Below are 22,524 nucleotides of genomic sequence, written 5' to 3'. Positions count from 1 at the left end.
TTTTTTCAAGAAGAAGGCAGGCAACTTTTTTTCAAGAAGAAGGCAGGCAACTTTTTTTCAAGAAGAAGGCAGGCAGGATGCCCACCCCACAAGATATTCTCAGTTCAATGTGGGTTATAAATCTTAAAACTGCTATGAATATCTATCAAACCGCTTGTAGTAGCACTGATGCTTCCAAAGCATACAAGCGGTTTTTTAATGCGTTGCTAAGTAAATTTTTCATATCCGTAAGATACGGATAATAAGCAAATTCGTACTTCATGATGTGATTGAGCAAAACCCATTCCTTCAAGGTTTGGCAAGTATTAACCAACCTTTCTACTTCCGCTTGCCATTGCCTAAAAATCCGATAGCTGAAGAATCCACTACAAACACCACCTTTTTCATCCCAGTAAGAAATGCATACCTGATGCTTTAAACAGCGAATTTTTTTAATTTCTTTAACCTTGCAGCCTTGTGCATTCAGGGCATCTTTAGCTTCAGCATTGGAAATTTGCCATTCTTCTGGGTTAATTCTATGAGAAGCTATTAAGCTTTGACCTTTGCGACGATGTTGGCGAGTGTGGGCTGTGTTCCTGGGCACGATCATCTGGTTCTATTTAGCTGTAGAGCTAGGATTTCTATAAGTTCCGAGATAAGATGAATGTAGTCTGACTTTATTTTCTGACTTAAGTTACAAGTCATTTTCTAAGTGACAACTTTACTTATAATATCATATTGACAAGTAAACTTGTCAATATTTGAGTAAAAATTTATATTTGGGTTTGAGGCAGTAAACTGGTAAGTGCAGTGGCATCAATATTACGGAAGTGGATTTAGAGGCTAGAAAGAAACTGATCGAAGTAGTAAAAATGGCTCGTGGCTCTATGAGTCAGCGAGCTTTTGGTAAGCTTTTGGGTGTTTCTGCAACTGCTGTACAGTTATGGGAGAAGGGAGAATCTATTCCAGACACGCAGAATTTGGCTAATATTTCAGCAAGAGCAGGCTACACAATGGAGGAAGTGCTGAATTATTTGGGTGTTAAGCCGTTGCCAGACTCTTCAAATGTGACCCAGATCGTGAAGCACATTAAGTCTATGCCATTGAATGAGGTAGCAATAATCGGTAGAGCCGTTATGGATAGATTGGCTGCTGCTGCTGAGGCGTCAGGAGATGAAGCAAAGGCAAGTTAAATATTTGTTTGGAATGAAGCGATCGCCCGTATAATGGCAAGTAAAGTTGTAGATAAATCTCAAGCCAAGCAGCAGTGAACACAGAAAGTAGACAAAAACTGGTAGAAATTATCAAGCTGGCTCGTGGTTCAATGAGCCAACGGGCATTTGGGAAGCTTTTGGGTGTTTCTGCCACTGCTGTTTAAAAGAGCGTAAAGAACTGCTAGAAATCATAAATTCACTTTCAGGGAAGACTGCTGTCACTTCTGATGACACAAGAGCAAAACTTGGGTTAAAACAGATTCAACTACCCCACCGTGCTTCGCTGACGGGTGGGGAGGAAACGAGAAAAAAGATGAAATTATTTTTCTGTCATTAAAAGATGACTGTAGCTATCCCCTGACCTATCATTTTTTGAGTGTTGGGGCTGAATAGCATATGGTTCTCATCATCTTGGGGTTTCAAGATGGAAAAAATCTGTGTATAAGGTGCAGCTATGTCATTACGTAAAGAACCATTGGATTGGCAATTAAATGCCAGCGAAATTTATCTACCATTTCACTACAAAGGCTCTCTTGTAGGATTTTTGAAACAAGAATTTGCTGATGAGGTTTTAAAGGTCTTAAATGAAGATGAAGTTTTAAAAAAAGCTCTAAAAATAGCTTGTGCTGAATTAATCAAACAGTCGGGTGGTGAACTCAGCCAGGTGAAAGACTTAATGAAAAAATACATTAAAATATCAGAACGTCCCAAACATGGAACGAGAGCGATCGCAATCTTACTCGGCGAGAGACAACAGGAACTTGACTTAAACAATCAGGAGTTTGCAAAATTCTGCGATACTTTTAAGTTATCGCCTGTAGAACTAAATAATATTTATGCGGGAGAACCACTGGATGATAGTTTGTTAGCACCACTCTCTAGAATTTTAGGTATATCGAAAACTGAGTTGTGTGAAATTCGAGATGGTTGTGAACGGGAAATAGTTAGTGGTTAGTGGTTAGTGGTTAGAAGCAACAACCAACAACTAACAACTAACAACTAACAACTAACAACCAACCCTTACTTTCTTGGCGTAGCATCACCAAATTTAATCAAAAGAGCAATAACAAGACTCACAACCAAAATAATTGTCATACTTAAAGCAGAACCAAATCCCCAATTTTGAGTAGGGCCAAGGAACTGATTGTAGACTAACCGTGCTGCTGTCATGCTAGAAGCACCACCAAGTAATTCTGGATTGATGAAATCACCAAATGCCGTGATAAATACTAGAAAAGAACTCGCAGCAATTCCAGTTAAGGTTTGAGGGACTGTGACTTTCAAAAAGGTTTGTACGGGATTTGCGCCTAAATCGGCGGCGGCTTCTAATAAACGTTTGTCTAGTTTTTCTAAGGCTGCATATAGAATTAAAACCATGTAGGGCAATAAGCTATAGCTCATGCCAATTAACACAGCAGGGCTGCGGTTAAGTATATCTATAGTGGGTAAACCTATAGTGCTCAGTATGCTGTTGAGTAATCCAGTGGGACGGAGAATTGTAATCCAAGCATAAGAGCGAAGTAGGGAAGAAGTCCATAAAGGTAAAACAAAACCAACAAGTAGCAAGTTGCGCCAGCGTGATGGTGCTATCTGGGCAATCCAATAGGCAACGGGGAAACCGAAAACCAAACAAATAATTGTGGACTTTACAGCAAAATCGAGCGATCGCACCAAAACTTGCAGGTACAGGGGATCGAGTATCCGGATGTAGTTATAAAAACTACGAGGGTTGACTATTTCCCCAGGTCGGATATTGGGTACTAGACTTAACTCAAAAATAATAAGTGTTGGCAGTACTAGCAAAAGCAACAACCAAATTCCAGATGGTGTTAGCAATATCAATGGTTGGAGCCAGTCCAACCAAGGACGCCGAAATTTTGGTGCTTTGGCAATTTGATTTGAGGTTTGAGTGGACACAAGCGGATTGGCTATCTCACGAACGCAAATTTGGCAAATTTGTAGGTTGGGTTGAGCGCTACGCGAAACCCAACATCTACAGGCATTTGTTGGGTTTTACGAACATTTGTTGTGTTTTACAGGGCATTTGTTGGGTTTCGTTCCTCAACCCAACCTACCATTATGTAAATTAATCCAACTGTCATTAAAAATCAACTCATATATACGATTGTGAACTTTTAAACAACCCTGTTGTTTAATCGCTAACCCTGATAAGAGCAATTCCTTTTCCTCCGGGCTATCCACTGAAGCAACCCTTCCAGAGTCTAAAATTTGTCGATAAAGTGCCAGAAGGCTCAGAGTGTCTTGCTTGCTGTTCAGAATGCGATCGCGAATAGTTCTTAAATGTTCGGGTTCATCCTGAGATTCCCAATTCTCTATCACCTGAGTTCGCACCAAATTTTCTATCCATTCAGCTTCTTGATTGATGGGAACGGAAGAGGAAGAATAACGGATAAGTTTACAAATCTTTTGCGTGAGAAACGGTTGACCGTTTGTCCATGCTAACAATTCTTTCAAAAGAACTTGCGGATTGCTGACTTTCTCCGTCAGTCCTTGTAACAAAGGTTGAGCTTCATACTCCTGAAAGCCACTGAGTTGAATTGCTTGACCAATATTAAAGGGTGTTCGTTGGGGATCGGTAATCAAATCAGAGGGAGTTGCAACTCCAAATAAAGCAAATGTTAACCTCTGATACTTTGGATTAATACTGCGTTGGTTGTAACAAAAGCGAATTAGAGCAAAAAAGTCATTGACTGGAAAATTTAAGCCCAAAACAGTATCTATTTCATCTACAAAAATAAAAATCTGCTCGCTTTGAACCCGAGACAATAGGATTTCCTCTATAAATCGGCTCAAGCATTGAACGAGTGATAAATCCTGTTGCTCGTTCCACCAAGCTTTTAAATTTACCTTTTCCCACTCGTCAAAATTTTGCCATAATTCCACCGCCAATCCCTTGTACCATTGAACTGGAGTCACATCTTCTACGCCAAGTCGGGTAATATCAATTGCCGCACAAGCAAAACCTTCTGTTTGCAAACGATCCATCATGCGTACCATTAAGCTTGACTTACCCATCTGCCGCGTGTTCAGAATGTAACAGAACTCTCCACGCTTTAACGCTTTGTAAAGATGACGATCTGCGGAACGCACGACATAAGTAGGAGCATCCATTGGCAAACTACCCCCAACTTGATAATCAAAACTTGATGTGTCCTCAGCACTTCTTAATAAAGCGTTTTCAAATTCGAGTTCAGCTTGAGTGGCTTTGAGAATTTCTAATGTTTGAGAGAGTTCTCTTGTCCGTTCTTCAACTTTTTGTTCTAAAGTCCGATTGGACTCTGCTAAGGCATCCTTAGCTTTCTGCAAAGCTACATTATTTAGGGCAAGTTCTTGAGTAAACTGAATTCGTTCTGCTTCTGCTTGTTTGCGTTGGGTGATGTCAGTGAAGGCAGCAATGGCATAAGCAATTTCACCTTTTTCGTTATATATTGGGGTTGCTGTCACCTCTAAAGGGATAATTTTATTTGATTGACGAAGTTCAAAATCGTCAACGGTTACGCTTTCACCGTTTAGTGCTCGAATAATAGGTTGTTGTTCTTGAGGGTAGAGCTGCTCTGTTCCTGCAAGGTAAGCGTCGTATATTTGAGGCAGTTGAGCATGATGTGTTTTGGTTGCAGCTTCAATTCCTTTGCCTAAAATTCGTTGAGCTGTTTGATTAGCGTAGTAGGGCTGTCCGTTGGCGTCAATCACAAATATACCCACCGCTACAGCTTCTAAAAATTGAGCTAGCCGAACCTCACTTTCACGCAAAGCAACTTCTGCTCGCTGACGTTCTATAACTTCGGCTTGCAGGCGAGTTAAGAGTTCTGCTTGAGCTTTTTGTGCGAGAATTTCTTGTTCTCGCGCTGCTTTCATCCTCTGTACGTGTTCCAGGGTCTTATTGGTCGTGATTTCCAAATCTTGAAAATTAATTGGCTTTGTCAGAAAGTCAAAAGCCCCTCGGTTCATTGCTGTTCTGATTTTTTCAAAATCCCCATAGGCGGAGATAATGACTGTTTTGACAATCGGGTGCAACTCACTCAATTTAGTCAGTAAAGCAAGACCGTCCATCTCCGGCATATAGATATCGGTTAAGACAATATCTATATCTGGTTCGGCCTGCAGCTGATTTAGTGCTTGCAACCCATTTTGGGCAAAAAATAATTGAAATTTTTTTTCTCGAATTTTTTTTCTAAATACCTGACGAAGCAGAGGTTCTAGATCGGGTTCATCATCCACAACCAGTATTTTCGCTTTTTTTTCTTTATTATTCATAAACTGAGGATTTTTTCCTTCAGCTTGTTAAATTCAATTGGTTTTGTAATATAGTCATCTGCTCCCAAATTTTTTGCAGTTTGATAATTATTGTCATCATCATAAGCAGTAATTATAAAAACTTTTAAATCAGGAAATCTTTCTTTGATAATTTTGAGTAGTTCTAACCCGTTCATTCCAGGCATGTTAATATCTGCGAGAATCAGAGATAGAGATTTAGTGAGATTATTTTGTAATCGTTCTAGTGCTTCTTCTCCTGAAAAAGCAAAATATAACGTAATTTGGTTTTGTCTGCTTTCTCTCCTAAATTTTTGTTGAAACAACAGTTGCACATCTTGTTCGTCGTCTACAATCATTATTTTCATTTATGACTTACATCATTGACTAAAGGAGCAAAATATGTAGAGATTAAAAACTAAGTTTACTAAACTCTCCTAAATTATTTTATGGGTAAACAAAGATTCTTGTATGCAAAAATCAGGTTAGTGTCGATCTCTTCATACAATGTGTATAAAAATGCTAAAATATTTCAGAAAAATTTTAAGTAGGTAAGGCTAAAGCCCACCACATAAAGCTTTTGTGTGGCAATACTCACCCTACTTTACCGACCTATTCTGAGAGAGATTTTTAGGTAGTGTAACGATAATTTTAGTAAAATTATTTACTTCTGACTCGACTTTAATATCCCCTTGGTGCTGCTGAACGATAATATCGTGAGCGATAGATAAACCGAGTCCAGTTCCTTCTCCGGGCGGTTTGGTGGTGAAAAAGGGATGAAAGATTTTAGCTTGCATTTCTTGGGGAATCCCATCTCCGTTATCCCTAATAGTGATTTCAATTAAGTCGCCCAAATCTTGGGTTTTAACGCTAAGGGTGGGTGAAAATGTTTCTCGTTCGCTTTTAGGTTGCGATTGAAAGCATAATGCCTTTTTATGTGCTGCATAACCACCGTTATTTATAATATTTATAAAAGCACGGTTGATATTCTGCGCTACGATGTTTATCTGTCCGAGATTATTATCATAATCAGTCTCTATAGTAAGATGAAAAGAAGAATCCTTTGCACGCATTCCGTGATAAACCAAGCTAATTGCTTCTGCTAGCAAAGTATTCACTTGAGTCAGCTGTCGTTCGTCGCAAGTTTGACCGCGAGAGTGCATCAACATTCCACGCACAATATTATCGGCTCTTTTGCCATGAGCGTTAATTTTGTGAGCGTTCTGGCTGAGGTCACTTAAAATCTCTTCAATATATTCTTTGCTGTCTGGGTTTAATTGGTCTTTTTGCTTTTCAACTTCTGCTAGCAATTCTTGTGTTAACTCTATAGAAAGTTCGGCAAAATTGTTAACAAAGTTTAAGGGATTTTTGATTTCATGGGCAATACCAGCTGTTAAAGCTCCGAGAGAAGCTAATTTCTCTTGAGCAATAATTTGTGCTTGTGTAGCTTTTAATTTTTCCAGTATACTTGCCAATTCATAATTTTTTTCTTGTAATTCTTGAGTTCTGACTTCTACTTTGTGTTCCAAGGTTCGACTGTAATCTTCTAACTGTTCGTACAGACGAGAATTTTCAATGGAGATAGCAGCTTGAGCAGAAAGAATTTTGAGAACTTCGACGCGATCGCTTGTAAAAGCTCCTGTTGTGAGATTATTTTCCAAATATAAAATGCCACTGAGTTTGCCTTTATGGAGTAGTGGAGTGCAGAGAATAGATTTGGGTTGATTAGCAATAATATAGGAGTCACGGATAAATTGCCCTTCATTTACAGCATCATTTAAAACCACATTTTCTTGAGTACGAGAGACATAGTTGATAATGGAGGCTGGTAGCAGAGGTGTTTTGCGGTCAGGATCTATGCAGTCTACAGCAATGGATTCCAGTAAATTAATATTATCGAAATTCAATGTTGCGATCGCTTCAACAACCCAGTTACTTTCTTTTTCCAGAACCAGAAAACCTTTCTGTGCGCCTGCATTTTCAATGACAGTTTTCATCAAATTTTGTAGTAATTTGCCCAGAACGATTTCGCCCGAAATAGTTTGCGATGCTTTCAGAACTGTGGCTAAATCTAGCGCCTCACTAGAAGCAGAAGTACTGGTTGTAGTATTTATGAGAGAGTTTTTGCTTCCAGATGATATTGAAACAACCAATTGAGGGTACTTCTCTTCTAAATCTTCTACTTTACGCTTTGCACCCCAAAGCTGATAACCTTGGTAGGCTTTTCTCATATAGAGTTCGGCAAATTCCTTTTTTCCTCGTTCCAACCAAAACTTGGCGGCTAATTCATTGGACAAAGCTTCATTCTGAATAAATTCGTTTTTTCTGGCGGATTCAATAGCTTGGTCATATAAATCCATTGTTTCATGCCACTGACCCGATATCCGAGACATTTCTGCTGACACTAAAATATATTTATGTAGAAAATTGTCCGGACAATTATCAGCCCACTCTTTCATATGTTGCTGGTTAATTTCTAGTTGCTGCCAGTATTTCTTCTGTTCATCTCTGGAAGCCTGGGGATACTGAAAAGCTAGGTTTAACGAGTAGTAAAAATTATGCTCGGCTATGGAGAAAGTTCCTGGAATATAGTCAACCAATCTTCCTGCTTGTTCCAGATAGAACAGATCAATTGGTTTACCGTATAGATAAAGAATTTGAGCCTTCAAAATATAATAAAAGCAGATAGCCGCAAGCGTTTCTCGTTGAGCGTCTTCCAAAAAACGTTTTTCATTAATTTCTTTTATATTAAAACAAAATTTGTCTTGAGTAAGCCCCATCAAATTTTGCATGAAGATTGTGGCACCCAATATACAATTAATTGCCCACTGATTCTGAGTTTGTTGACTAAACTGTAAACTGCGAGAGGCTTCTTTTTGAAGGTAGTTTAAATTTTTACCTTGACAGATAAGGTTGTATAAGTTGTAAGTCATAGTATATCCAACCAATTGGAACTCACCAACTTGCAATCCTGCTTCAGCCCCTTCATTATTGACTCTCTCAGAAAATTTGATGTGCTTCAGCCAGTGCATAGTGAAACTACCGTGAACTTGTGTTACTGCGCTCTTGCAAGACCAATCCCTATACTTATCAGATAGTTTCATTCCAAGAGAGCTATATTCATAACCCGAGTGATAATCGCGTAGAACATGGGTATTAACGACTCCAAAGAAGCTATAGCCCATGGAAGATTTTTCCATGTGACCATATTTGATATTTAGATTGACCAATTTAGTTGCGACAAGATACATCAGCATTGGATCTAAAATCCAAGCAGCGGGGAAGATACGAGTCAGTATTTTTAAAGCAGATCTTTTTTCCGGTATCTCCATTTCTGGATTGTTAAATAATGTAGAGATCTCACGCTCGCCTAAATTTTCTCGATATTCTACAAGCTCAGCCTCAAAGGCTGCTTGTAAGTTCTCTATCGGTAAGTCAATTCCCAGAGACCTTAAGGCAATTCGCCCTGTTTCAATTGCCTTACTGTATTGCCCTAATAAAGTACACTGAATAATCCGAAGGAAGTGATATTCTGTGCAATCAAGAGTTGATTTCGCTTGCTGAAGAGAGGTGTCAAGCAAGGACTGAGATTTCTCGAAGTTGCCATTGAGATACTCGACCTCTGCAAGTTCTTTGTATAAGTCCAATGCCATCTCATAGCGCTCGTTCCAAATATCGCCCGGAAATTCATTTTCCGCTAAAACTAAGTATTCCCTAGAAGCAGGATAAGCAGTTGCCTCTTTAGCTTTTTTTCCAGCAGATAAATTTAATTCTGCTAGAGATTCCTTTTCCGCCGAGCTTTCTATTAATTCTCGTCCTTTATTAAGATGATCGACCAAAGTAAAGATTTTTCCTTCTCGCTCTGCTTCACTCATTTTAGCCAGCAAAAGTTTACCAATTTGAAGATGAACTGCTTTCTTCAAATCCCCATCAATCAAGGCATAAGCTGCCTGCTGCACTCGGTCGTGCAGAAATTTATAATGCTGAATAACGAGTTCAGCTTCAATTGGTATGTCTGAAGTTGTTTCTAACTCTGAGATAGGCTGAATTAAACCTAACTGGATTGCCGATAGGAGAGATCTGTAAGTTTCGGGAGCCGATTTTTCGTAAATAATCGAGAGTGTAGTGAGGTCAAAACTGTTCCCAACACATGCTGCTAAACGCAGCGCTTTCTGAGTTAATTCTGAGAGTTTTCTAAGCTTGCCGAGCATTAAATCTACCACATTTTCTGTAATGCCCAAAGCTTCAATTTGAGAAATATTCCAATGCCAGCACTTTTGCTGTCGAGCGAAAGTCAGAAGGCTTTCCTGATATATTGTTTTGATAAATTCATTAATAAAGAAGGGATTTCCTGAAGTTTTGCGATAGACCAATTCTGCTAGAGGTTTAACTGTTTCTCCATAACTATAGAGAGTGTCGGCGACCATTTTAGTGATTTCTTCTAGCTTTAAGGGGTTCAGAATCATAGTATTAATAATTGCCCCTTGCTCTTTCAATCGCTCAATAATTAACATTGTGGGGTGAGTGGCACTAACTTCGTTATCGCGATAAGCACCAAGCAATAGCAAATACCCCAAATAGCTGTCGGTCATCATCAGTTCAATCAGCCTCAGACTAGCAGAATCTGCCCATTGCAAGTCGTCTAGGAAAATAACCAATGGATGCGATCGCTGACAAAAAACCCGAATAAAATTCTGAAAGACTGCATTGAAGCGGTTTTGCGCCTCAGTTGGTTCCAATGGTTGTACGGAAGGCTGAGGTCCCACAATCTGTTCTACCTCAGAAATAACTTCAATAATCACTTGACCGTTAACGCCAAAAGCAGCGAGGAGTTTTTCGCGCCACCTAGCTAGTTGAGCTTCACTTTCACTTAATAACTGTCGCACTAGAGACTTGAATGCGGAAACAACGGCGGAATAAGGGATATTACGCTGAAACTGGTCGAACTTCCCAGATATAAAGTAGCCGCGTTGCTCGGTGATAGGTTTGTATAGTTCTTGAACTAGTACGGATTTACCAATTCCGGAATAACCCCCAACTAGCACCATTTCACTTTGTTTTCTACCTGTTCCCTTGACAGCGTGTTCCTCAAGTGGATCGGATTCGGCAATACGCTTATATATTGAGAGTAAAGTAGCGATTTCAGCATCTCGACCATAAAGTTTTTGTGAAATTTTGAATCGGTCTGAAATGTCGTGACGCGCAATAGGGAAGTCTAAAATTTTCCCAGTTTGCTGTAACTGTGTCAGACACTCTTCTAAATCTGCTTTAAGCCCCAATGCACTCTGATACCGCTCCTCAGAAGTTTTTGCTAGTAACTTCATGACAATATTGGAAACAGTGCGGGGAATTTTTGAATCGACTTCATGGGGAGGAACGGCTTGCTTAGCGATATGACAATGAACTAACTCTAGAGGGTCGTTAGTTTCAAAAGGCAGCCTTTGAGTAAGTATCTTGTAAAAAGTTGCACCTAGTGAGTAAAAGTCAGTACTGTAATCGAGTGTCCGATTCATTCTGCCAGTTTGTTCGGGCGACAGATAAGCTAATGTTCCTTCTAAGACGTTCGGATTTTTTATCGTTGGATTTTCACGGGTAAATACTGTGGATATGCCAAAGTCTATAATCTTAAGTTGCCCAGTTTCTAGGTTAAGAACAATATTAGAAGGATTAATATCTTTGTGAATGATATTAGCAGCATGAATTTCGCTCAGTATCTCCGCAATCTGAATGGCAATGAAAAGAAACTCCAGAAGTGCAAACTTTTTGGATTGCATCAAAAGGTCTAACGATTTGCCCCCGAAATCCTCTAAAATCATTGCCAGTGTGTTTTTATAGGGCAGTAGATTGTAGGCTTTAATCACCCCATCAATTTTTAAAGAGCGGGTAATTTCATACTCCTGCTTGTACCGAGTTAGTTCTGAGGGACTCGGATAATCTTCCTTAAGAATTTTCAGAATAACGGGTTGAGCTATAGAGTTAAGGATAGCTCGATAGACTAATGAATTAGCACTTTCGTAAATCTTGGAGATAATTTGATAGTCGGCAATAGCACTCATTGTTGGATTTTTTCAAAGATGCAATCTTGATGCTCGACTCAAGTAACTGGTCTATATATGTTATATTACTGATTACTCAAGGTTATTTATTTATAATACATTACGTTGTATTGTAGTCTATATTCAGCGAAGTTATACAATACTATCGCGGGCAATAAATTTGTTCTCTCTCGTTGTCTGTCACATTAATTCTGACAGGCTGCGTTCTTCAGAATCCCGGTTTCTTTAAGAAACCAGGATTCTTGCTCCCCACCAGAATCAATGTGGCGATCCACTAGTCCAGTTTGTAGAATCGAGCCGGATTATCCCAAAGAATCTTTTGTACAACTTTTTTAGGAAGCTGATTCTGAAGTGCTACGACTTCTGCAACGACTTTTGGATCGTGATCCATATGGGGATAGTCAGACCCAAAGATCAAGTTATCTGAACCAAGATATTCAAGAATCTGACTCAGATATGGTTCTGAAGGCTCCATGGAGATAAAGCATTGACGGCGAAAGTACTCAGAGGGCTTCATTTTTATATTGTCTGCAACTTCCCAACAAAGATCTTCGTACTCGCGATCGAGCCGCCATAACCAATAGGGAAGCCAGCCACACCCAGACTCAAGAAATCCAACTCTAAGGTTGGGATGACGTTCTAATACTCCACCTTCGATCAACGATAGCAACGCCATCATTTGTTCCATCGGATGAGAGCAAGCGTGTAGCGCAAAGCGAGTGTTGAAGCGATCTGCACCTGCGCTAGGTAAGCGACTGTGAGTGGACTCATGGAGGCTCACAGCAATCCCTAATTCCTCGCACTTTGTCCAAAACGGTTCGTAAACGGAGTCACTCAGAACCCGCCCTTTAACAGGGTTGGGGCGTAAAAAAATTGATTTCCAACCAAACTCTGCTACCCGCTCCAATTCAAGCACCATTTCTTCTGGTGCGTGTAAATTGACAACACCTACACCTCGAAGAATTTGTGGATTATAGCTGCAGAAATCTCGCAGCCAATTATTGTAAGCACGGACAAATGCACCAGCTAGTTGTGGTGCGATCGTGTCTACAGCAATGACCCATGAGAAGTAAGTCGGGTAAATAAATGATATATCAACTCCCATCTGCTGCATAGCTTGCACGTGAGACTCAGCATCAAAATTGTTCAACCAAGATAGAGGATAAGCTTGAGTCACTTGTTTAGCACCTTCTTGACGGAGCCGATTCGAGTATTTGTTTACGATCTTTTCGCCTGCAAGCGTTAGTTCTGGAGATAGCGCAAAGCTCTTAAATGCAGGTTCGAGGTACTCTTGCCACATATGGTGTGGCTCATAGACGTGGGAATCTGCATCAATAATTCGATATCCTTCAAGCATGGGTAGGCTGACCAACTAGTAAAATTACATCCACATGGGTATTGGATTCAGGAGATCTTCTGGTATCGGTTCTTTCAACCAACCTAGTTCTACTGGAACATCATAAAGTCGTCCCGGTGCCAAGCGCTTCCAGAAGTGGCGCATTCCAGGAATTATAACTTTAACGACTTTCAGTCCGATATCAGGACGGGTCTGGTCGAGAACTAGCATTTCCATGCCACGTTGCTCTACAATTTGCTGGCAGAGCTTAATATCATCAAGAAAGTTATCAGTTGCTATATAAGGATAGTCAAAATACTTTTTGAGGACAGCACTTTTATCTGGTATTAAGTAAGGCTGATTTTCTAGCGTTGCCGTTTTCCACCAATCGAGAACGGGAGCCTCAGCAGAGGTCGCATATTGAGTTATGCCATTGGCATCAGCAGTTAAGACAGCAGGAAGAATTTGGTTCATTTCAGTCAGTGCTCTTTGAACCGCAAGCTTTGGGTCGAAGTGAGCACCAAAACCCAATATAATGTCTTTCACCTGGCACTTGCTTTTATAACTAATTGCGGCAAAGGCAGGAATATTCAAGTCGCTAGTTATATCAAGAACCCAGAGTTCGCGATCAATCGATTGGTAATAACATCTCAAGGCTTGAAAGTACGGCTCGTCAAAACTCTCTAAATCTACTGCTGCTCTTTGAATGCGGTTATACCACCACAAGGCGACACTATCTCGCTCTACTAATTCCATGAAACCTTGTACGATCGCTTCTTCTAAGGTATTCCCAGCTGCACACCCATTAGTGTCTGCCCAACAGTCTGGCTTAGAAGATATGGGATAGCCAAAATAACAATAAGCGGTTGGCAAATACTTAAAGTCTTGGTCAGTTAATGACCAAACAGGTGTCCACTCAATTTCTCTTTCTTCATCAAACGGTTCGGGAACTCTCTGAAAAAAACTGCCACAATCAGCGTTCCACACCAAACGTTCATCGTATTGAGCTTGGCTGAAGTTCATGCAGGTATTAGGATGGATCGCCTTGTTGTCCAGGTTTTGGTAACTGCTTTTGACTCTGATTTCGTCTCCCTGAAAAACGCCAGAGTACCTTTCAATGGCTTCGCAAAAACCACTTGCTCTTGCTTGAGCATCTGTTCTCCCTTTTCCTGCACTTCTACCTCCAATATTTCTCTCTAAAACACTTAAGTCATCAAACATTGAGGCAAAATGATGCTTAGCAAAATAGGTATGTGTTAAACCCTTCAAGTCAAAAGAGAGTTTGCCCAAGTCTCGCACGACTCCTGTAATCGGGCTTATATGGTATCGATACTTTTCAAAGGTTGCTTCTGGCGAAACGCAGCGATGTCCGCCATCAGCCGTAAAGGTTTTTTTGCGGTTTCCAAGTATTAAAGGTAAAGGTCTCAAATGCTGCTGTTTAAGAATGCCACAGCTATAACACTGAGGACGTTTGATGAGCAAATGGCTCCGCGTCTCTAGTGTAAGAGTATCATGGGTCACTAGTATCCCTTCGAGGCGCTTGTTTTCTGCCTTTACGATCCACTGAAGGATTTGAGTTGCTGCCATTGTGATGGCAGTTTGTCGTGTTGAGGGCAAATCAGCCAGTGGTGGTGTTAAAGATGATAAAACATTATTGCGTCTTTGGATAAATCCTTCAACTGGGCGGTTGCCTTGCAAGCGTTGGGATAGGCATTCCCAACAACCTGTTTTTTCAGGATGAAAGATCGGTCCAATCCAGATGACGGTTCCTATTGGTTTGACCAACATCCAAGGACGCGATCGCGCCAGGTTTTTTTGGTTAATTTCGACCAGTTCTGCTCTCAAGTAATCGTCAGTTAAGACAACTTCAATGTCTCCTTCTTTTGCAACTTGAATTTTCAGCGATTCGAGAGTAGCAATCAATTCTGCTCCGGACAGATCTCCTAAAGCTCTGACAGCCACTTTAGATACTTGTAATCGTTGGCAAGCATCTTCAATGTTGACCTTCAAATGCTCGCAAAAGATAGCGACATTTGAAGGCAAAACCTCCTCATATTCGACAAGATAACCCCTTTGCTCCAATTCCATAAGCGCGTAATAAATATAGGACATTGGGAGCTTATCTTGGAGTTGCTGAACAATTTCATCAACAGTTCGGTTTCCATCAAGCAAGGGGCATAACAACAGGTAGAGGCGATCTTGAACCACAATCGTGTCTCTTTCTGATACAAGGAACACTCCTTCTGTCTCAACTGTTTCGATGCGAAAGCAAGTCTTAAACTTCGGTTTTTTAAACATATTCTGTTTGAAGTTGCGTGACGTAGAATGCCCAAATACAACTTTTTGGTATAACAAAAGAGGTAGAGTAAAGAATTGTTCAGAATATTTCTCTTAATTTCTACCTCTTTTAGGCGATTTCCGAGAAGAATCTTACCTCTGTAGGGGCGCAAGGCCTTGCGCCCCTACGATATGTTACCGATTCCCTAGTAATTAATTTTCTGGAAATCACCTTAATATCCATTAAATTTCTGCAAGTTTACGATCCAGAAACAGGGATATAAACAGACGGAGGGAGGTATTCACCGCTATTGTTGTCTTGTACCCACTGATTCAATTGTTCCTCTGTGACTGTAAATTCACTCAATGCAGGACGTGGCGGATAGGCAATAGTAGCAAGGTATTTTGCCTGGTTTTCTTCATCTTTGCGAATTCTACCAGTAAATGAATCTACTACTACCTCAAAGCGAAACTCTTGTATGAGAGGATCGGTAAAAATGTAGTCGTTTGTAGTTAATTTTTGGTAAACATCAGATAAAGTCAGTTGAATATCTGGTGCAGTTTGATTGGCAATTATCACTTCTTTGATAATTTTGCTTGTTTCTTCTGCTAATTGAGCTGATGGGGGGTCACCATACTCAATTGCTGCTAGACGAGCTAGGGCTTGTTTTTTCAGGATGGAACTGAAATAATTTTTTAATTGTTGCTCTTCTCTTTTCTTTTCCTCATCTCCATCAAATGCTAGAAAAGTAGTCCATGTCCAAGCTATAATTTGAGTCCATTGTTTTATAATAATCCTAATCTTGGCTATGTTTTCTGGAGTTCGTAACTCTTCAGGTAATGATGTCATGTAGGTTGTATTAGACTGCTCTGCCATTTTTAAAGCTCCAAGTTGGTTGATTTTAGATATCAAAACAATCAAGTTTTGTTAGAAAACGGTCATTAGGTAGTAATACTAGCCTTGAAACGATCTATTGAGCGTTTGTGGCGCTAGAATTACTAGAATTAGCTCTACCCATTGGGAAGCTAAAGTCTACGTAAAGCTGCTTACTAGCTCGCAGTTTTGCCCCGGTATGGCATTCTATGCAACTACTATTTGGGATGTAGGGTTCTATGGAAACGTTGGCTAACGAGGACTTTGGCGTAACGTCCCTGAGACTTTTGTTGTAAGGCAAACTAGGGTTTGTTAGCCACTGAGTACCAATGAGTTGATAGTATTGCCAGACCGATGATTGAGAAATATCTTTCAGTGCTTCTTGCCAGTGCTTATTCTGTTCCAATCTATGAGAATTGAGCGATGAATTTGGTAAGCGAGTTATCTGTGATGGGATTTGATTCTCAATTGTGTCCCCTACCTTTTTGACAGCATGAGGAGCCTCTTGACGCCAAAGATATGGCTTCTCTACATATGGCTTGTTTTCTATACAGTTTTCGCTACAATCTGGGTTGTACAGCGTGTAACGAGCACGGTTTGAACTGTTGTCTGGAACATTATCAACCTGCTCAAACGTAGACCAAATCCATCCCTGCTCGCTTGTTTTCTGCTTAATATGAAAGCCGATTAAACCTACCTCAACTATCTGAGTAAATTCCTGACCGGTATCACTACAAAGTGCTTTACCTTTTGCACATTCGTTTGACTGTGCTGGGATCGTCCTCTGTCGCTTAGTTGTGTAGTAACGAGCTTTCTCCTCATTGGATGTCTGTGGATCGAAAACTCGCCAAGCTGCTTTAATCTCAATCGCGCCCTCTTTCTCGTATGTGCTGCAAGGAACATTGAGCGGGTTGGCGTTTGCATCTTCGCTACACACAAGCGCAAACTTCTTGTCTTCGTTATTAAATTGTTGTAAGTTGACAGCGTCATACCACTTGTTTTCAACAATTTGGTTGAATTCTTGTGGGTTAATGTATGACTCCATAATAATGTAGTTGCCTTGCTGGTCAACAAGGGGTTTATTTTCATTTGTACCCTTTTCGTTGCCATCTAGTTTCTCTGACTCTGTCAGTTGTAAGCTTGAGTCTTCTGTCTGTAAACCTCTTGCAGAGGTAACATTCAAGCAAGTAAAAGGTTTAGTTGGTTGTGTGGATGGTTCTTTTCCTGCTGAAAGGAATATCGTCTCTGGGGTACGGTAGAACTCCCAGATACGAGGAGCATCTGGAACCTCACCGATTTTCTTATCTTCTAAGGTAGCTCCTTGCTGACAGTCAGCCGGCCAATTTAAAGCCAGGAAAACTTGCCAAGCAAAATTGTCGATAAAAGCTACTCTTGATGTGTTAGGATAAAGGGCCTGTTGTTTAGCTAAATCGGGATTGTGTGGAATTTCCGAAGTGATTTCTGGTTTGAGTCGGAACAGGCTCTGGCTGTGAAGTTCTTTGTCAGTTTGAGTCTCTGCTAGCCCTGCAGAAACACAACCTAAGACCACAATTGAAATAGAGATAATTGAAATGAAAATGAGACGTTGAATATTTCTCATCGATTGTATTGCACTAATTGTATGTGATTTATGCTGCGCTAGAGCGCCAGTACAGTAGTCAAGCCGGAGGCCAAAAACCCCGGTTTCTCTAGGAGTGCAAAGTTTGATATTTCGTATGCGTACAGACGCTTCAAACAGCGCGTCTCTACAAATAACTCTGGTTTTTGAGAACTACCTCGAAGGATATCTGGAAAGAGTACACCCGTGCATTAATAGCTATGATTCTGTAGAAAATGGGTTAAATTCTTGCCCTATTTAGCTAATCGTTTAGTAGAACTACAGTCTCGATCGATAATATTCAGGTATTTGGCTTCTCGTGTTTACACTCATGATGTAATACCCAAGTCAAGAATATACTTATTCTGGGTGTTATGGAACATAAGTGGATGTAAAATTTACATTTTTTTATATTTATAGAAAATATGAGTTTTGTATGAGATTTATATAACAAGATTTATATATAATATAGCAATTCTAATTGAATCGTGAAATAAAGAAACCCGGTTTCTTTGAGAAACCGGGTTTCTGGACTTTAACTATCGTTAACCAAGCAGTATTGGGACAAGCACCGTCCGCAATTCCGATAACTACAAAATCAAAATTGCAAAATGTACACACTACCTTTTCTCAAAGTTTTCAACTCATCAATTACTTAAAAAGAGGAAACTTAGATTTAAAATACTCACGATATAACTGACAGCTTGGAGTTGCTTGATGATTATCCAATTTAATCAACCCCATACTACTGAGCTTATAAGCAATAACAGATTCTAACTGCACAGGTTCTGTAGTATTTATCACTGTATAAAGAGCAGATGCTAATTCCGGTTGTGCTTCCAAGGTTGCCCAATGTCGTTGCAAGTGATGGTAGTATATGCCCTTGGGCGTGGAAGAATTTTGCAGCAGCTGTGTCAAAGTTATCTCTTGCTGACTGAGGTGATAGAACGCTAAATGTACCAGCGCTGGATGTCCTCCAACCATATCCATCAAAAGTTTTGCTTCTAAACCATCTTTCCAACCCAATCCATAGCGTAGAGCTAACTGCTTGACTTGTTCAAAACTAAAGCTTTGTAACTGAATCGGAAGCCCGACATTGAATGGTGACTGATGAAGTTGCAAGGGAACATACACTTCTGTTGAATGAACCACAATCAGACGCAGCTTTTGCCAAATCGGTCGTCTTTTCGCTTCTTCGTACCACGATCGCAACAACGGCAAAAATTCTTTCGCTACCTGGGGATGTTCAAAAATTTGGTTCACCTCATCCAAAGCCAAAACTACAGGCGAATCAATTTGTTCGAGCACGTAGTTTCGCAAGTACAGCGAACAACTGACTTTACTCCCAATGTCTTCATCCCAATAATCATCCAATCTTGGCTCTATATGAAGCTGACGGGAAATATTCGCACACAGCCAACGCAAGAATCGATTCAAATCACTCAGAATTTCCTGGTCAATTTGTTCTTCAAAGTTTAGGCTGATTGTGCGGTAGCCAATGCAGTTGGCATATTCCAGAATTCTTGACAACAGAGAAGTTTTCCCCATGGACATTGGAGCCTTAATCCGAATTAAAGCGCCCGGTTTAGTAATTTCTCTGTAAATCTGTGTGCCAACTGCAGTATTTTCAATATAGTAAGGGGAGTCTAAGGGAACAGAACCACTGGGATACGGAGGTAATACGTCTCTATCGAGATTGATGGGTTGGGGGCGAACTGGAGTGACAAATGGCGATCGCATTTCTGGTTGCATCCCCCTAAGATTAAAACCAGGAGTTAACTTTGGCGAATTCACCATGTCCTCCCACTCAATCCGAACACCATCCTGCAACCAAACTATTGACGATTCGGCTGGGTTTTGGAAAATAACTGGTAGCCAAGTCGCACAAGGATATTCTTTCTCTAATGCTTGCAATCTTTCTCGTGCAGAACGCACCGCAGTATATAAGGATTTACCCGAGGAAAATTCAGCTATGAAATATCTTAAAAATTCTTGAGCAACCACATCTGGAACAGCCTCCCGCATGACAATGACTTGAGGTATGTTCAAATCTTCGAGTTGCTGCGCCAACCCCAAACCATCACAGGAGTTAAAAATTGCGAGCTTCAACCCACGACCGATCGCTTCCTTGAGAGCGTACCTCAGATTCTCAAGGGAAATTGTATCTGTGGGATTGATTTGCAAAATCCCTTTTTCTTGACTGGAACTATGACCTGCAAAAAAAAGAATATCCCAACCTTGCTGCCAAAGATGGTCATTCAAATTGCGTAAACTTGGCTCAACTAAAAATTCAATTTCTGCTCGATGGGATAATTTTTCTAAAAAAATTCTATCGTGACTGATATCAATCCCTTGAGCGTTTCCAAAAATTGCCAAAATTCTCAGTTGAAATTTTCGGTGATTAACAGGTAATCTATTAGAATTTTGATATTCTGTTGCACTTAAAGCAATTTCTCCATAGGGATAATCCTCAAAAAACTCCCACAAATGCCAAGGCAGATGTCTCAATAAATCATCATTAGTTTCTATAATCAAGCGAATTTCATCACATGGTTTTAATTGTGTACGTAATTGCCGATCAATTTTGCGAAATTCTCTTGAATCCAGCCATGCATTGAGTCTTTTTGACAGCTTTTGAGATAACTTGACGATATCAACATCAGAAACATGAGTCAGTCCCACTTCTGAAATTTCAAGATAATCATCTGTTTCAACACCAGTACGCCAACAACTCAGGCGTTGATAGAAAGCATAATAAAGCGCTTGCCAGTTTTGATAAAGTTCTAGAATTTTTGGTGCGGCTGGTAAACTAGCAATCATTTTCATGTGGTAGGGGTTGCTAGCTTCACCAACTTGTGCGGTAACAGCAGCAAAGCCATCACGCAAGTTTCCCTGACCCAAGCTTAAAACAACTAACCTACTCATCTATAAAACGTACTCACAATTTGCAAAATTTGATTGTTATTAGCAATTGTTTTAACTGTGATAACTGTTTCTTTAACGATAGACGATCTATGAAATTAATATGATTTTTCCATTATCTGCACTTCACTTTATTTCAAGGGGTTTTATAGAATTATTCTCGTTATTATCGAGCCAGTATAAATTGTTCTAGTAAAGCCTATTATCCTTTCAACTAATTTTCCTAATGCTCTCCAAAGTATCGCAAAATTTTTATTTTCTAGGGCTAAAGCCCACCAAACCCATATTTCAAAAATCAAATTATAGTCTTAATATTACAAAACTTTTTAGTGGGGACTTTCTCATGGTTGTATTTACTCAGTATTATACTAGCTTTTTCAAATTCATGAGCGGATTGGGGGTTAGATAATTTTCATGTTTAGTGGTGTACTAAGTTGACTGCTAGGAGAGGAAAACTTTCGCAGAAAATACTGCCGATACAACTGACAACTGGGAATTGCGCGATCGTTCTCCAACTTAATTAATCCCATACTACTAAGCTTGTCAGCGAGTAAGGATTCTAGTGATACAGGGTTAGTGGTATGCATGACCCTTTCAAAAGCAGATGCAAGTTTTGGTTGTGCCTGTAAAGCTGCCCAATGACGCTGCAAGTGATGATAGTAAATGCCCACTGGTGTAGGAGCATCTTCGAGAAGTTGCGTTAGACTTATTTCACCACCACTTAGGTGATATAGTGCCAGATGGACTAGTGCTGGATGCCCCCCGACCATATCTGTTAGAAATTTTACCTCATTATCATCTGCCCAATCAATCCCGTAATTCTGGGATAACTGCTGTACTTGAGCCAAGTTAAAGTTTCTTAACTGAATCGGCAATCCCACATTAAACGGTGATTGATGAAGTTGTAAAGGCATATAGACTTCTGCGGAATGTATGACAATCAGACGCAGCTTTTGCCAAATGGGCTGTCTTTTAGCTTCTTCATACCACGATCGCAACAAAGGGAAAAATTCTTTTGCCACTTGTGGATATTCAAAAATATGATTGACATCATCCAATGCTAGAACTATTGGAGAGCCAGTCTGCTCAAGCACGTGATTCCGCAAGAACAAAGAGCAACTCACCTTACTACCGAGATCCCAATCCCAATAGTCGTCTAGTTTTGGCTCAAGCCCCAATTGCAAAGAAATATTAGCGCACAGCCAGCGCAAAAATCGATTGAGGTCGGTTAAAATTTCTCCCTCAAGATGCTCTTCTAAATTTAGGCTAACAGTGCGATAACCAAGATGATGAGCGTATTCCAAAATTCTTAACAGCAGAGAAGTTTTACCCATCTCCCTTGGCGCTTCGAGCCGAATTAAAGCTCCTGGTTTGCTGATTTCTGCAAAAGCTTGCTCCTGAATAGCAGTGTTTTGAATATAATAAGGTGAATCAAGAGGAACAGAACCACTCGGAAAGCGAGGGAGTTTTTGTTTATTTGTCCAAATGTGAGTAGGAAGTTGTCTTGGCGATGTCGTTATCGTTTGGTAAGCTTGTGCAGTTGCATAAAACTCTAACAGCGCCCGACAGTTTTTTTTGGTCACGCGCCTGCCAATAATCAGTGAGAGCTTTTGGCATAACCCCGGAGCAACGACATTAGTCAAGTAGCCAGGACTATATCCTCCTGCTTGAGCCATTTGACTGTAGGTTTGACTCTGCCAAATACCCCGCAGAATGAGTGTCTCTGTATCATTCAGAGGACGATTTTGGGTTTCCAATAGCTTGTGATTTACAATTGCAAGTAGAGAATCAAGAGTCATGGGGAATTTCGGACTATTTTTCTACCTGTGAATTGACTTCACGGCCTCGCTTTTAGGACAATAGCGAGAATGATTATATTAAATCTTGTCCAAACGCCCTCTTATTGCTCGATACTATAAATCTCGACCACAACCACGGAAGATATATTACAAATTATAATACCGTTTTTTCTGCCTGAGTTGAGCAAGCATATAATT

At 40.2% G+C, this 22,524-nt stretch carries 13 protein-coding genes and 1 pseudogene; 3 read left to right on the top strand and 11 right to left on the bottom strand.

Annotated features, from left to right (window positions below):
• Positions 1 to 145: 145 nt before the first annotated feature.
• A complete protein-coding gene (locus WA1_RS21435) occupies positions 146 to 589 on the bottom strand; it encodes a hypothetical protein (protein ID WP_017748899.1) in 444 nt (147 codons plus the stop codon).
• Positions 590 to 809: 220 nt separating this feature from the next.
• On the opposite strand from WA1_RS21435, the gene WA1_RS21430 reads away from it, so the two are divergent.
• The 3 genes and pseudogenes from WA1_RS21430 (at position 810) to WA1_RS21425 (ending at position 2,148) form a co-directional block, all read left to right on the top strand.
• Positions 810 to 1,172 (top strand): helix-turn-helix transcriptional regulator, encoded by a 363-nt coding sequence (locus tag WA1_RS21430; RefSeq protein ID WP_017748900.1) that lies wholly within the window; start codon positions 810 to 812, stop codon positions 1,170 to 1,172.
• A 74-nt stretch (positions 1,173 to 1,246) separates the two neighbouring features.
• Positions 1,247 to 1,354 (top strand): annotated as a pseudogene (locus WA1_RS53010) (transcriptional regulator); the annotation flags it as partial.
• Positions 1,355 to 1,647: 293 nt separating this feature from the next.
• Entirely contained in the window at positions 1,648 to 2,148 is a 501-nt protein-coding gene (locus WA1_RS21425) for a hypothetical protein (protein WP_017748901.1), read from the top strand.
• 65 nt (positions 2,149 to 2,213) lie between these two features.
• Here the strand turns inward: WA1_RS21425 and WA1_RS21420 are convergent, their stop codons facing one another.
• From WA1_RS21420 to WA1_RS21370, 10 genes are all read right to left on the bottom strand, one after another.
• A complete protein-coding gene (locus tag WA1_RS21420; RefSeq protein WP_017748902.1) occupies positions 2,214 to 3,110 on the bottom strand; it encodes an ABC transporter permease in 897 nt (298 codons plus the stop codon).
• Positions 3,111 to 3,254: 144 nt separating this feature from the next.
• On the bottom strand, positions 3,255 to 5,468 hold the full coding sequence (locus WA1_RS21415; RefSeq protein WP_017748903.1) for an AAA-like domain-containing protein: 2,214 nt from the start codon (positions 5,466 to 5,468) through the stop codon (positions 3,255 to 3,257).
• On the bottom strand, positions 5,465 to 5,824 hold the full coding sequence (locus WA1_RS21410; RefSeq protein ID WP_017748904.1) for a response regulator: 360 nt from the start codon (positions 5,822 to 5,824) through the stop codon (positions 5,465 to 5,467). Before WA1_RS21410 ends, WA1_RS21415 begins: the two co-directional genes overlap by 4 nt.
• 240 nt (positions 5,825 to 6,064) lie before the next feature.
• Entirely contained in the window at positions 6,065 to 11,521 is a 5,457-nt protein-coding gene (locus WA1_RS21405; RefSeq protein WP_017748905.1) for a trifunctional serine/threonine-protein kinase/ATP-binding protein/sensor histidine kinase, read from the bottom strand.
• Between the two features lie 274 nt (positions 11,522 to 11,795).
• Positions 11,796 to 12,878, bottom strand: coding sequence for an amidohydrolase family protein (locus tag WA1_RS21400; protein ID WP_026135264.1), 1,083 nt, complete (start codon positions 12,876 to 12,878; stop codon positions 11,796 to 11,798).
• Positions 12,879 to 12,902: 24 nt separating this feature from the next.
• Positions 12,903 to 15,155, bottom strand: coding sequence for a TOMM precursor leader peptide-binding protein (locus WA1_RS21395; RefSeq protein ID WP_017748907.1), 2,253 nt, complete (start codon positions 15,153 to 15,155; stop codon positions 12,903 to 12,905).
• A gap of 238 nt (positions 15,156 to 15,393) precedes the next feature.
• The gene (locus WA1_RS21390) at positions 15,394 to 16,011 is read right to left on the bottom strand and encodes a hypothetical protein (protein ID WP_148662738.1); all 618 of its coding nucleotides are present in this window, start codon (positions 16,009 to 16,011) and stop codon (positions 15,394 to 15,396) included.
• A 94-nt stretch (positions 16,012 to 16,105) separates the two neighbouring features.
• Positions 16,106 to 17,608, bottom strand: a complete 1,503-nt coding sequence (locus WA1_RS21385) for a hypothetical protein (protein ID WP_017748909.1) — start codon at positions 17,606 to 17,608, stop codon at positions 16,106 to 16,108.
• Between the two features lie 648 nt (positions 17,609 to 18,256).
• Positions 18,257 to 20,530 (bottom strand): AAA-like domain-containing protein, encoded by a 2,274-nt coding sequence (locus WA1_RS21380; protein ID WP_017748910.1) that lies wholly within the window; start codon positions 20,528 to 20,530, stop codon positions 18,257 to 18,259.
• Between the two features lie 398 nt (positions 20,531 to 20,928).
• Entirely contained in the window at positions 20,929 to 22,326 is a 1,398-nt protein-coding gene (locus tag WA1_RS21370) for an AAA-like domain-containing protein (RefSeq protein ID WP_017748911.1), read from the bottom strand.
• Positions 22,327 to 22,524: the final 198 nt, after the last annotated feature.

Source organism: Scytonema hofmannii PCC 7110, from assembly GCF_000346485.2.
Classification (GTDB): Bacteria; Cyanobacteriota; Cyanobacteriia; order Cyanobacteriales; family Nostocaceae; genus Scytonema; species Scytonema hofmannii.
The sequence above is the reverse complement of the archived record's forward strand: the minus strand, read 5'-3'. Positions and strand labels throughout refer to the sequence as shown.